At 33.9% G+C, this 14,283-nt stretch carries 11 protein-coding genes; 4 read left to right on the plus strand and 7 right to left on the minus strand.

The genetic code is table 11. The features are described from left to right. Positions 1-65 precede the first annotated feature (65 nt). The 4 genes from uxaC to L0669_RS19170 form a co-directional block, all read right to left on the minus strand. A complete protein-coding gene (uxaC, locus tag L0669_RS19155) occupies positions 66-1,472 on the minus strand; it encodes a glucuronate isomerase (protein ID WP_263759457.1) in 1,407 nt (468 codons plus the stop codon). A 23-nt stretch (positions 1,473-1,495) separates the two neighbouring features. Further along, entirely contained in the window at positions 1,496-2,287 is a 792-nt protein-coding gene (locus tag L0669_RS19160; protein ID WP_263759458.1) for a gluconate 5-dehydrogenase, read from the minus strand. A 5-nt stretch (positions 2,288-2,292) separates the two neighbouring features. Beyond that, on the minus strand, positions 2,293-3,132 hold the full coding sequence (gene kduI, locus L0669_RS19165) for a 5-dehydro-4-deoxy-D-glucuronate isomerase (RefSeq protein ID WP_263759459.1): 840 nt from the start codon (positions 3,130-3,132) through the stop codon (positions 2,293-2,295). Between the two features lie 86 nt (positions 3,133-3,218). Next, the gene (locus L0669_RS19170; protein ID WP_173971820.1) at positions 3,219-4,691 is read right to left on the minus strand and encodes an MFS transporter; all 1,473 of its coding nucleotides are present in this window, start codon (positions 4,689-4,691) and stop codon (positions 3,219-3,221) included. Between the two features lie 494 nt (positions 4,692-5,185). Between L0669_RS19170 and L0669_RS19175 the strand changes: the two genes are divergently transcribed. Further along, positions 5,186-6,079, plus strand: a complete 894-nt coding sequence (locus tag L0669_RS19175) for an alpha/beta hydrolase (RefSeq protein ID WP_263759460.1) — start codon at positions 5,186-5,188, stop codon at positions 6,077-6,079. A gap of 185 nt (positions 6,080-6,264) precedes the next feature. On the opposite strand, the gene L0669_RS19180 is transcribed toward L0669_RS19175, so the two are convergent. The 3 genes from L0669_RS19180 to L0669_RS19190 form a co-directional block, all read right to left on the minus strand. Next, on the minus strand, positions 6,265-7,698 hold the full coding sequence (locus L0669_RS19180) for a PepSY-associated TM helix domain-containing protein (RefSeq protein WP_263759462.1): 1,434 nt from the start codon (positions 7,696-7,698) through the stop codon (positions 6,265-6,267). A gap of 74 nt (positions 7,699-7,772) precedes the next feature. Then, a complete protein-coding gene (locus L0669_RS19185) occupies positions 7,773-9,011 on the minus strand; it encodes a DUF4374 domain-containing protein (protein ID WP_263759463.1) in 1,239 nt (412 codons plus the stop codon). 24 nt (positions 9,012-9,035) lie between these two features. Continuing rightward, positions 9,036-11,378, minus strand: coding sequence for a TonB-dependent receptor (locus L0669_RS19190; protein WP_263759464.1), 2,343 nt, complete (start codon positions 11,376-11,378; stop codon positions 9,036-9,038). 158 nt (positions 11,379-11,536) lie between these two features. Between L0669_RS19190 and L0669_RS19195 the strand changes: the two genes are divergently transcribed. From L0669_RS19195 to L0669_RS19205, 3 genes are all read left to right on the plus strand, one after another. Then, entirely contained in the window at positions 11,537-12,568 is a 1,032-nt protein-coding gene (locus L0669_RS19195) for a helix-turn-helix domain-containing protein (RefSeq protein WP_263759466.1), read from the plus strand. A 573-nt stretch (positions 12,569-13,141) separates the two neighbouring features. Then, complete coding sequence (locus L0669_RS19200) at positions 13,142-13,480, plus strand: hypothetical protein (RefSeq protein WP_263759467.1); 339 nt, start codon at positions 13,142-13,144, stop codon at positions 13,478-13,480. 94 nt (positions 13,481-13,574) lie between these two features. Beyond that, positions 13,575-14,135 (plus strand): 2'-5' RNA ligase family protein, encoded by a 561-nt coding sequence (locus tag L0669_RS19205; RefSeq protein ID WP_263759468.1) that lies wholly within the window; start codon positions 13,575-13,577, stop codon positions 14,133-14,135. Positions 14,136-14,283 lie beyond the last annotated feature (148 nt).

A 14,283-nucleotide genomic window follows, 5' to 3' on the forward strand; every position in this document is an offset into this window, starting at 1 on the left:
ATGATTAAAAGATTTCACCTTGCGAACCTTGCGTAAACCATTGCGAGCTTTGCGGTTAATTTTAATTAAAATTTAAAATATTCTTTTGCGTTGTTGTATGAAATATCCGAAACTAATTTTCCAATCCATTCCATATCGTTTGGCAATTCACCGCGTTTGATTTCATCTCCTAAAAGATTACATAAAATACGTCTGAAATATTCGTGTCTTGGGAAAGACAAGAAACTTCTTGAATCCGTCAACATTCCAACGAAACAGCTAATTAATCCCATGTTCGAAAGAGCATTCAATTGTTTGGTCATTCCATCTTTTTGATCTAAAAACCACCATCCTGATCCAAACTGTACTTTTCCGCGAACGCTTCCGTCATTGAAGTTTCCAATCATGGTTGCCATTACTTCGTTGTCAGCAGGATTTAAATTATAAATGATTGTTTTAGTCAATTTATCTTTACTATCTAATGCATTTAAAAAGCTAGATAATTTTTGTGCCTGCGGATAATCTCCAATAGAATCCCATCCTGTATCAGGACCTAAAATTCTGTGCATACGCGCATTATTGTTACGCAATGCGCCTAAATGAAATTGCTGTACCCAACCAAATTCGTGATACGTTTCAGATAAAAACAACAAAACAGCACTTTGGAATTTTAAAGCTTCTTCAGGCGATATAATTCTGTTTTCTCTTTTCTTTTTGAAGATTGCATTTACTTCTGATTCTGTAAATTCTTCAAAATAAATCTGATCTAAACCGTGATCACTTAATTTACATCCGTTTGCATTAAAGAACTCAATTCTTTTTCTTAATGCCGCCTGTAAATCAGCGAAAGCAGCAATGGCAATTCCGGAAACATCCCCTAATGTGTCCAGATATGCATTATAACCATCATTAGCTATTAAGATTGCTTTATCAGGTCTGAAAGCAGTACTCATTTTAGTCCCGATAGGATTTTGTGTCAGTTTCTGGTGAAACTCTAAACTATCAATTGGATCTTCGGTCGTACAAACCAATTCAGCATTTACTTTTTTAAGTAGGTTTTGCGTGCTGTAAGCCTGAGAATTAATTTTTTCTGTAGTTTCGATATAGATTTTCTCTGCTGATTTTTCGTTCAGTAAATCATAAATATCAAAATAACGGGCTAATTCTAAATGTGTCCAGTGGTACAAAGGATTACGCATCGTGTACGGAACCGTTTTTGCCCAGTTTAAAAACTTATCTTTATCTGAACCATTTCCGGTTACAAATTGCTCGTTGATCCCTAATGTACGCATTGCACGCCATTTGTAGTGATCTCCGTTAATCCAAACTTGTGTTATATTGTCAAAAACCTTATCCTCAGCAATAAACTGGGGATTTAAATGATTGTGATAATCAATTATAGGTTGATTTTTTGAGTAATTGTGGTATAACTCTTCCGCGAATTTATTTTCAAGTAAAAAGTTATCGTTTATGAATGTTTGATTTGCGCTCATGTCTTTTCAAATATAATTGAGAATTATTCTTCGTTTGATGGTTTACCAATCGTAGCAAGGATTCCGCCGTCTACGTATAATATATGTCCGTTAACAAAGTCACTGGCTTTAGAAGATAAAAATATAGCTGCTCCTGCTAAATCACCCGGATCTCCCCATTTTGCAGCCGGAGTACGACTAATGATAAAATCGTTAAAAGGATGTCCGTCAACTCTAATAGGTTTTGTTTGTTCTGTAGCAAAATATCCAGGTCCAATTCCGTTGATCTGAACGTTGTATTTTGCCCATTCTGTTGCCATATTTTTAGTCAGCATTTTTAAACCGCCTTTTGCAGCAGCATAAGCACCAACAGTATTACGGCCTAATTCACTCATCATTGAGCAAATATTGATAATCTTTCCTTGTCTTCTTTCAATCATTCCTTTAGCAACGTGCTTAGAAACAATAAACGGGCTTACTAAGTCAATATCAATTACTTCTTTGAAATCAGCAACTTCCATTTCGATTAACGGAATTCTTTTAATAATTCCTGCATTGTTTATCAAAATAGCAATTGGTCCTACTTCAGTTTCAATTTTCTTAATCGCGTCAATAACTTCCTTCTCATCCGTTACATTAAATTTGTAACCCACCGCATTAATTCCTTCCTTTTTAAGTTCAGCTACAGCAGCGTCAATTTTTTCCTGAGAAGAATTTCCGTTTACAACAATTGTTGCTCCGGCCTCACCTAATCCTTTTGCCATTGCCATTCCCAGTCCGTGTGTACTTCCTGTGATAAGGGCAATTTTTCCTTTTATTTCAAATAAGTTTGTCATGATTTTTATCTTAAATCAGTTATTTTACAAACATCCATATCTCCGTAATCTAAATTTTCTCCAGCCATTCCCCAGATAAAAGTATAATTACTGGTTCCTGAACCTGAGTGAATTGACCATGGCGGAGAAATAACCGCCTGATGATTGTTCATCCAGATATGTCTTGTTTCTTGTGGCTGTCCCATAAAATGACAAACGGCCTGATTTTCCGGAATATCTAAGTAGAAATACACTTCCATTCTACGATCGTGTACGTGCGCCGGCATAGTATTCCAAACACTTCCCGGTCTTAATTCCGTCATTCCCATCTGCAATTGACAAGTAGTTACAACGCTTCCGATAATCATTTGATTTACGGTACGGTGATTTGCCGTTTCCATTGTTCCTAACTCTAATTTATTTGCTTCTGCCAAACTCACTTTTACCGTTGGGTAAGTAGTATGAGCCGGTGCAGAATTGATATAATATTTAGCCGGATTATTGCTGTCGTCACTTTTAAAAATTACTTCTTTATTACCGCTACCGATATACAAAGCATCTTTAAATCCTAATGCGTATGTTTTTCCTTCCACTACAATAGAACCGCTTCCACCAACATTTATAATTCCTATTTCTCTTCTTTCTAAAAAGTAAGATGCTTTAAGCGGATCGATACTTTCTAAAACTAAATCACCTTTTACCGGAACTGCAGAACCAGCAATGTATCTATCATAATGAGAGTATGTCAAAACAATCTCATCTTGTTGCATTAAGTCATCGATTAAGAATTCATTTCTTAATTCCTGAGTATCATATTTTTTTACTGCTTCGGGGCTTGACGCGTATCTTGAACTATATTTTGTCATAATTTTTAATTTAATGTAATCGATTGCACAAAATTAGATTTTTATCTTTAAAAAACACATTTTCAACTATTAAAATTTTCCAAATATTACAAACCTGTAATCGGACTGTATTTAGGAACTAACGTTTTCATTACTAACCAACCTGTTAAGTAACAAACTGCACAGATAGAAAAGATAATGAAATATCCTGCTTCGATTCCGTGAAAGCCCATAAAAGACATATTGGTTTCTTTAGCATGATCAAATAATAATCCTGAACCTTTATTGATTATAGTAGAACCTACACCACCGGCTAAACCGCCAATACCTGTAATGGTTGCAATTGCTTTTTTAGGAAACATATCGCCAACTGTGGTAAAAATATTTGCCGACCATGATTGGTGAGCTGCACCCGCAATACCAATGATAACCACAGGAATCCAGTAACTTATGTATCCTAAAGGTTGTGCAATTAAAGCTAATAATGGGAAAAATGCAAAAATTAACATCGCTCTCATTCTTCCTTCGTACGGATTCATTCCTTTCTTTTCTACAAAATAAGTCGGTAACCAGCCTCCAACAATAGAAAGCAATGTAATCATGTATAAAACAAATAATGGTAAAGCCGCCTGAGTAGAATCCATTCCGTAAACAGAGCTTAAATAAGCTGGTGTCCAGAATAAAAAGAACCACCACACCCCATCAGTCATGAATTTTCCAAAAGCAAAAGCCCAGGTTTGTTTGTATTTAAAACAATCTACAAATGAAACTTTATCAGTTGTCTCAGGTACATAACCTACTAATTTACTGTCAGCAATATCATCTTGCTGGATATATTCTAATTCAGCAGCACTTACTTTTGGATGTCTCTCCGGTTTATCATACATGAAAATCCAAAATCCCATCCAAACAAAACCAAGAGCTCCGATAATGATAAAAGCCATTTCCCAACCAAAAGATTTCGCTATAAACGGAATCGATATCGGAGCCGCTAAAGCGCCAACTGTTGCACCTGCATTAAAAATACTGGTAGAAAAAGCACGGTCTTTTTTAGGAAAATATTCGGCTGTAGTTTTAATCGCTGCCGGAAAGTTTCCTGCCTCACCTACTGCCAGAACAAAACGGGCAAATATGAATAATGTAACACTTACATTAATAACTAATCCTGTATCCTGCACCAAATCAATGGCATCTTTAGCGCCTTCAAAACCTACAAACCAGTTTCCTGTAATGATTCCGGCTGTTGCGATACCACAAAAAGCATGCAAACAAGCCCCAAAAGACCAAATACCAATGGCCCAAAGAAATCCTTTTTTAGTGTCCAGCCAGTCTACAAATCGTCCGGCAAATAATAACGAAACGGCATAAAAAATAGAAAATAATGCTGTAATATTTCCGTAATCATTGTTCGTCCAATGAAATTCCGGTGCGATAAAATCACTCCAGGTTAAGGAAAGAACTTGTCTGTCGAGATAATTGATTGTTGTTGCAAAAAACAGTAGGGCACATATACTCCAGCGATAACTTCCTGTAGATTTTTTAGTGTGATCAATAACAACTGTGTCTGGTGGTTGGTTCATAGTTAATATATTATAAAATTGATATTTTTTCTTGCACTATTAATCTATCTGTTCATCTCAAAAGACAATAAAAATCAATTTGGCAAAATCTAACAAAACAGAATAATGTAATCGATTGCACAAATATAGTTTTTAATCTTTATATTCCAAATATATTAGATAAAAAATTATTTTAACTATTTAAATAAACGGATAGAACAAAAAAGTGTATTCAAAATTACACATTAAACAATATAATTGTTAAATGAACACATACGAAATTTGTCCTTATTAGGGGGTAAAATTGTACCAAACTCAATACTCTCAAATCATTTAACAGCGCTGAGCCTTATCTCAAAATAAAAACTGTTTTTTAACGTTGTTTTCTTAACGGAAATAGCTTCAAAATTTCTATTTTTGAATACTTGCACAAAAACTCACTATTTAACTAATTCATTATAAAATTGAAAAATTCACAACAACTGCTCTTGAAAAAAGTGGCTACAATCTTTGTTATGCTGATAGGAATCACAAACCAACTGAATGCTCAAAATAAAATCATCCCATTATGGAATAAAATTCCTGACGAAATTAAAGCAGCAGATTATAAAGAAAATGAAAGTATCAAGGACGGAAAAGTACAAAGCACAAGTTTAGTCAGCATTCCCACATTAAGCGTTTTCCTGCCAGCAACACCTAAACCGAATCAGGCTGCGGTTATTATTTTTCCTGGCGGAGGTTATCAGCACCTGGCAATTGATAAAGAAGGTACTAAAGTCGCAGAATGGTTCAACAGCCTCGGAATTGCTGCTTTTGTGGTAAAATATCGTTTACCGAGTGACAAGATCATGAAAAACAAAAATATTGGTCCGTTGCAAGATGCGCAGGAAGCTGTACGCTATGTGAGACAAAATGCTGCAAAATATAATATTGATGCCACCAAAATTGGAATTCTTGGTTTTTCTGCCGGAGGACATTTGGCCTCGACCCTTGCTACGCATTACGACGAAAAAACATATGAAACAACTTCTAAAGTAAGTGCCCGTCCGGATTTTTCCCTTTTAATTTATCCTGTAATATCCATGCAGAATGATATTACACACAAAGGTTCGCAAATTAGTTTATTAGGCAATAATCCTTCTCAGGAATTGCTTGATTCGTTTTCGAACGAAAAAAAGGTAACTGCACAAACTCCACCCACTTTTTTGGTACATGCAACAGATGACACCACTGTTTTACCTGAAAATAGCATCAATTTTTATCTGGCGCTTAAAAATAACGGAGTTCCGGTGGAATTGCATATTTATGAAAAAGGCGGACATGGTTTTGGTTTGGGCGTAAAAGATACCAGCAAGTTTTGGACAAGAGATTGCGAAGAGTGGCTTAAAAGTCAGGGATACACCAATTAAAATCAATGGATGGTGTAATTACTTTGACTCCATAGAAATATAAAATTCAGTTACCAAAATATCGTGCTTTTATCCTTTTTTTTGAGAATAAGGTTCAATGCATCAAACAAAAAAAAGGCAAAACTTTATAAGTTTTGCCTTTCTAACCAACATCAAAAACTATAAAAAAACGGATTCTCAATCCATTAAACTGATAATTCTTTCTCTAAGACTTGTTTCGATTTAACAATAGGAATTGCCTTAGTAGCAACTTTTGGAGATGCCGTCGTTTTTTTGCCAAATTTCTGTTTTCCCCACCAAATTAAAAATCCGGTAATAGGCAAACTAGCCGAAATTAGACTGGCAAAAAAAGCAATAATTTTTCCTGTAAGTCCTAGTACGCTTCCCACATGAATATCGTAATTCATTCTTCGTATTTTGTCTGGTATATTAGCATCTATATATTTTCCTGAAAAAGTCGACTTTATTGAAATTTCTTTTAAAGTCTGCTGATCAAAATTATACCTGTCCATATTGTAGTAGGTATTTTTTTGTTTGTAAACAAAAGCTCCAATAGGATCTGCGGGTTTAGCAGGAATAGAGATTAGTATTCCGGCTGCCTGTGGATTTTCTTTGTTCATCTTCAACAAAACTCTATCCGCCGTCGTAATATTAAAAGTCTTAACATTTGTCGTGTCTGATTTTGGAGATTCGCGGCTTTCTACCAAAGGTTTCCCTCCGGATGTAACCCAATATAGTGATTTACTCCACCAGTCAAAACTCCACACTAATCCTGTTACAGCAATAAAAAATAGAAAAACACAACTGTAAAATCCAAGCACATTATGCAAATCATAATTGACACGTTTAAAGCTGGCATCGGTTTTTATTTTAAAACTTTTATTAATTATTGACTTAATCCATTTGGTTGGCCACCAAAGCACTATACCTGAAATTAATAAAATAACAAAAATGATAACTGCCACGCCCACAATTGGCCTTCCTATATCATAAGGAAGCCATAAAGCACGGTGACCATTTAATATCCATCTGAAAAAATCGGGAGAATCGCCTCTTGAAAAAGATTTTACATTTAATATTTCTCCGGTGTACGGATTCATATAAATGCTTGTAAAAACACCGTTTCTTCTTTTTCTGCGCTTTTCATCTTTTTCGCCTTTTTGCTTACCTTTTCCTTGCGATTTTAAATCAGATTTTCCTTTTTCATTCGCATTTTTAGCAATGTCATTTTTAGGATTCCCCTTTTTATCTCCTTTTTTATGTTCTCCTCTTTCGTCTTTACTTTCTTTTTTCTCAATAAAGTAACCTACAATAGCCGCATCATTTTTTGATCCAAAAGTAACACTAGTCGCATGATTGCCTTTCATGGTTTTATCTGCAATTATAACTAATTGAGAAGGCAATAAAAAAGCTTTTTCCTCAGGTTTAACAAAACGCCAGTCTTCAATAAAATCCTTAATTTCGTTTTCAAAAACATAAATACAGCCCGTTATACTAACAATAACCACAATAATACCGGAAGCCAGTCCGAGCCATAAATGCAACCAGGCCATAATACGCTTGAAAAGCGATTTTTTACTTTTTTTCTTGTTTGTATTTGATTTTGAAAAAGAAAACATAATTAGTAGCGTATAAAAGATAAATAAAAAAACCGCAAGCCCCGAAAGGCCTACGGTTCAAAAGAAACCAATTTTTAATATTTTAATTTTGCAATTGCAGTAATCTGACCACCTTCAACTTTTATTCCTTTAGTAGCAACAGCAGTTGTACCGTTGATGGTATAAATCCAGTTTCCTTCAGGAGTATTAATACCTACAATAGCAGATGAACCGTCTTCGCTAACAAGATTATATCTTTCTACAGTTGTAAAAGTAATTACTTGAGGCGCATTAGTAACCCATGTAAAAGTTTGATTGTAAACATCAGCAATTGCCAGTTTTGCAGCCCCTTTATTTGTTCCTACTGTACCAAACATTTGCAATAAAACCTTTCCTTTAGAGATATAAGTAGATGAAGCAATTTTATATCCTCCAGACTTTTCCTGTACATTAAAGAAATACGTTTTATCAAATTCAGTAGTTCCTTTTTTAATTTTTACCACTGCAGATGGCTTAGTAGAAGTTACAACAGAATTGCTTGTTGCAACCGCTCCTGAGAAACCGTAAGCATCTCCGTTTTCATCCTGATACAATCCGTTTGTATAATAGCCTCCTAAATAACTGGTACGGTTATCTTTGATCACTTTTTCTAATTTAAGCTCCGGATAAGTATATACCGCAACCCATGTACTATCAGGGTTTTTAGTTCCAAAATTATCAACCCCGTCACCTTTTATACTCATATAAGGCATGTACACTTTTTCGCCAACCTGAGTTGCCCAGGTAAAAAAGGCTCTTTCACCATTTCCGGCTAATTTTTTCGTGTCTTGTTGTGCCTCACCTGTAATAAGTGATTTTTCTGCATCAATTTTATACATTTGAGCAATAGATGCCGCACCGCTTCTTGGTACTTTAATTGTTAAAATATCCTTGTTTACAGCTGCAAAAACATGTACAGTTTCTGCCTGAAAATTAGATTTCTTAATTAACTTTCCTTCTGCATTCAGGTTGTAAGTTGTTACAGCACCAGGGTTTCCCTGACCATACAATAAGCTAAAAAAGTTGTTTTGCGCTGTAATGTAATAACGGTAAGATCCGTCCTGTTCGATACCATTACCGGTTGTAGTAATAGATCCTTTAGAAATATCATCAGCCGTTAATAAATAATCTGCAATTCCTGCTGCTCCCGTAGTTGCAGTAATTATATATTTTGTTTTTCCGGTATCTACTCCACCGCCTGTTTCATTTCCCGGTTTATCAGAATCACTACTACAAGAGAACGTTGTAAAAGCTATTAAAGCTGAGAACAAAATTAATTTGCTACTTTTTTTCATGTTATTATGGTTTGAATTATTAAATTATTTACGTGATTTATCGAAAAAATATCTGAATTTGAGGTAAAAACCACGACTCGGTTTTTGTAACGAAAAGTTGTCGTACAGTCTATTATCTAATGCATTTTTACATTCAAAAGCTATATTGTATTTTCCATCTGCAAGCGTGTAAACAATATTGACATCGTGATTAAACTGTGTCGGGATATCCAGTTTACTAGACTGAATACCACGGCTTGGCCATGACAAATAGTAATCATACACGTAGAGAAGATTGTATCCTACAGATAAATTGTTTCCTTTTTTTATAACATCATTAAAAAATATCGTCGCATCAAAATTTCCAAATAAATATGGGATGTTTGGCACCCTGTCTTTGTAAAAGAGCGATACATATTCCTGACCTGACTCATATTTTGTCATATTTCGCAGATTTTGATAAGTCATATTTACACCTGCAGTAAATCGGTTTTTGTATGAATATCGAATCTCTGTATCTACACCGTAATTAGTCACTCGTCCCTGATTGACATTTGTTTGCATGGTTTGATTTACATTCAGCTCAGAACGTATAAAATCTGTTGCATCGCGGTACAAAAAGTTCAGATCAAATGTCATGGCATTTACTTTTCTAAAACTAGTTTGGTAGCTTACTCCGGCATTAAAATTATTACTGGTCTCTGGTTTAAGATCAAGATTTCCTGCAATATTTTCATTTACGTTTCCAAAAATTTCCTGCGGATTTGGTAAACGGTAACTTTTTTCAAAAGACCCTTTTACCTGCAAATTTTGTCTGATATAGTAGCTTGTTGCTCCACCATATCCTAGTACCGAAGTATGGTCTACATATTGCTGGTATGCAATATCTCCTGTATTTCCAGATGGATTGTAACTTCTGGAATAAGTAGTTTTTAAGGAATAATCTTTTAAGAATACAGATGTACTCCACTTCTCGTTATAATCAAACTTATAACCTAATCCTATTACATTTTTTTGTGTTTTTTTAGGCTGTTTATAAACTAAAGACTCAGGAACTAATTCATCACTTTCCTTACGATCAAAAGTATTGAAGGTATTATTTAACATAAAAGAATGTCTCTCGCCCAAACTATAAGTCGCATTTGCTGTAGCAATTCCGTTATTATTTTTGAATTTACGTAACGTACGACTGCGTTCTCCACCTAAACCGTCAAACTTTCTGCTCTCGCCAAACCAGTTATATCTAATGTATACGGTATCTATATTTTTTTCTTCTCCAAAATTAAAATTCCCCGTAAGGTTAAAATTCAAACCTTTTGTAAAAAGATCTTTAACCTGATATTTTACAGTGGGCATCAAAATATTTCCTCTTGAATAAACAGATCCAAACACACTTTCCATCCTTGCTCCCGTTTGAATGTCTGACTTATTTTGACCTCCTGTAAAACCAAATAACAATTTATCAGCATATTTTTTTCCGGTAATACCAATGTTTAAAACCACTGTTTCGTTATGGTAATTATCATGAAATCTCCTTACACGCTGATTTGGATAATATTGACCTGAATATAAATTGGCCGCATCAACATTGACCCAATAATTATTATCAGAATAATTTTGAAAAGCATTTATCTCTGTCGTAAAACCGCTTTTAGAAGTATAACCCGCATTTACTGCAGAGCGATGTGTATTAAAAGATCCAAAAGAATACGATGCATCAACATAAGTTCTTGGTTTGCTGTTGGTCACAATATTCACTGCACCTCCTAAAGCATCACCACCCAGCCAGATGGGTACAACACCTTTGTAAACTTCAACACGATCAGCAAGATTTACAGGAATATTATTCAGCTGAAAAGAAGATCCAAAATTATCCATCGGAACTCCATCAATAAAAACCTTGATTTGATTTCCCGAGAAACCATTTATTGAAAGTTCTGATCTCGAACCTACTCCACCAGCTTCACGAACACGAACACCGGAAACCCTGTCTAAAGCATGAGACAAATCAAGCGTAGTGTTATGAAGTTTTTTTGCATCAAGAGCGGTTACATTATAAGCTTGTTTGTTTACCTTATCGGTTGCAGTACGTCCTAAAACTGTAACACTTTCCAATTCGTTTAATTCACTTTCTAAACGAACCTTAAAATTGACATCCAAAGATGAAATTTCTATATTTTTTCTATAGTTCGAAAAACCAATTGCAGTAATTTTTAAAGTGTATTTTCCCGGCTTTACATTTTTAAAAACAAAACTCCCGTTTTCATCCGAAATCATGCTTAAGTTGGTTTTTTCAATACTAACTGTAGCATAAGGAATTGTTTGTCCTGAACTTTCTGTTACCTCTCCACTAACGAAGAAACCTTGATTTTGCTGGGAATGAGACAAGATTGAAAAGAAAAAAAATATACTAAAAAATAAAAATTTGTGAGTTGTCATATCTTTAATTAGACTAATTATAAATAACTTTGACGCAAAAGTACCATCTACAACTCGAAAAAAGATAGGGAAAAACGGATTATTATTTTGTAAAAACGGATTATATTTTGAAAATCGAATCGAAAATTTTAGCACACGAAAAGTCAATTATTCAAATTGAAATTGGTAACAATCATTACCCTAAAAATTTCTTAACAGAAGAAAATGTCGATATAAAAAATGGTGATTCAGAACAAATTAAAAGTCATCATTTAATCACCGAAGGAATGGTCTTACTCGACACACAAATGCTTTTTTCAACGCCTCAAACTATCATTTTTGAAATTGATGAAGAATCTGTCGTGATGAATTTTATTTGCTGCAGTAATATCGAAACTCATATTGATCAATTAGAAACCGAAAAATATTCAAAAAAAAATACTCACAATATATTTTATGCTACAAAATACAGAGCGACTATTAAAATCCCTGCCTTTGAACAAACTAATTATTTCTGTATAATCTTATCTAAAGACTTTTATTATAACATCATCAATGAAGACTGGAAACTTCATGAGAAATTTTCAAAAAATATCCTGCATAAAAAATCGAGCTATTTAACTTCAAAATATATTCCCTTTACGCCTGCAATTCAATGGGTGATTCACGAAATAAAAAACTGTAACCGTCAGGGTGCATTAAAAAAAATGTACATCGAAACTAAAATCAAAGAACTGCTTATACATCAGCTGGAAACAATCATTACCATGCCGATACAAAAAGATCAAATTGACGAAGACGATTACAATAAATTATTAGCAGCCAAGCAAATACTAGACAACGACTATGTGCACGCACCAACATTAGCAGAACTTTCAAGGCTGATTTCGCTAAATGAATTTAAACTAAAAAAAGGATTTAAAGCTTGTTTTGGCACTACTGTGAAAAGTTATATTATTAAACTCAGAATGGAACATGCAAAAGAATTATTTCAAAATAAAGCTTCAACAGTTAGTGATGTAGCCTATAAATGTGGTTATAAAGATGTGTCACATTTTTCGGCAGCTTTTAAAAATTTCTATGGTTTTTCACCTCAAAAGTTCAAAATCAATTGGGACTATATTCATTTCTGGATTACGGGACTTTTATTATTAAGCTAATAAAAAAAGGGTCTTTAAATTCAGTTAACTAAATAACCAAATCTAAAGACCCTATAAAAATTTAGACGTTCTCGTATGTCTTGCAAACTTATACAAAGATATCCACTATGAAATGGTGTCAAATTTTCATTCTAAAAAAAAAAATGTTTCTCCAAAAACAGTAACACAGAGATTGAAAAATGCTGTTTAAAAAGGCAAAAACAACGCTTAAATCAATTTCTATACGACAAAGCTACAAGCTACTTTAGAGAAAACATTACGGGATTCCACATTTAAGCAATCTTTTTTTCTCTTATTTATAATGATTCAATATTAATTTATTGTTTTACTTGACATTACGCCCGTTTTCTCAAGTAATCAGAACTTCAACTTTTTTTGTTAAAAATAAAATCTCTCAAAAAAGAGCTACAAAAAATTCTCTCTTATCGTTCAAAAATCGATCAACAAGAGACAAACATCAAACCCTTTTTTAAATTTAATTTCTTGTCCTAGATTAAGTCATAATTTTTGAGTTAACCAATATCTTTGTAAAATAAACTAGAAATGCTGTCCAACTGAAAAATAAAAACGATTATGAAAACTCTTGAATTCTTATTACTCGGAAAAAACGAAGCGATCCTGGCCATCTTACTTCGACTTGTAAACGCAGATGAAAATTGGAACGCAGTAGCTTTCAGTCATGAAAATGAAGCTCAGGAATACTTCCGAAATCACAAAATCGACATCGTGCTGTTAAGTTCCGGAATCGAAGATCATGTCGAGAAAAACTTTACTTCTTTTTGCTTAGAACAACAACCCGATGTCGAAGTAATTGAACATTTTGGAGGAGGAAGCGGTTTATTAAAATCAGAAATTCTTCACCGATTATATTTAAAAGAAAAAAAGAGCAACAATAATTTACCTCATAAATAACAAATCGGCGCTAAATCCAACAAAAACAATGATTCGTTTAGCGTTTTGACTACTCAATTTAAATCCTAATTTTGTAGCATTCAAAACCCTAAAAATGGAAAAGAAATATTCAGTTGTCATTCATCCTTCACAAGAAATAATCGATCGTATTAAAACGATGAAAGAAGAACTGGCGGTTAAAATTGGTTGGTTTAACAGTAAAAATTCTGTCGCACATATTACTATTTGCGAATTTACGATTGATGAATCTCAGTTGGATAAATTCAAAGAAAAACTGCTTAAAATCTGCGATACCTTTACTCCCTTTCCCGTTTATTTAGATCATTTTGGTTCTTACGACAGCGGCGCATTTTTTATTGCTCCAAATGAAGAATCTAAAACGAATCTAAAACCAGTTATGAAAAAAACTCAGGATGCGATGTTACTTTCAAATTTAAAAAAGAGCAGCGATCCCCATATCTCTATCGGAAGAAAACTAACTTCCGAAAGTATCGAAACAGCCAATACTTTATTTACCACCATCGACATGAGTTTTTTATGCGATAATATTGTTTTAAGAGAGCTCGATCCAGTTAAAAAACAGTTTTTCGTGATTGATACTTTCCCATTTGGCAGTAACCCGCAACCGGAATTAATTCAGGGAAGCTTGTTTTAAATGCAAGATTCAATTTTTTTTTCTACTACAAATACCCGCAATCTTGTCATCCTGACGGAGGAATGACAAAAACGAGAACAAAAAATCAGCGTACATCCGTTTAAATCTGTTAAATCTGCGTGCTCTTTTTTTTCGTATATTTGAATTT

This window comes from Flavobacterium bizetiae, from assembly GCF_024271895.1.
GTDB lineage: Bacteria > Bacteroidota > Bacteroidia > Flavobacteriales > Flavobacteriaceae > Flavobacterium > Flavobacterium bizetiae.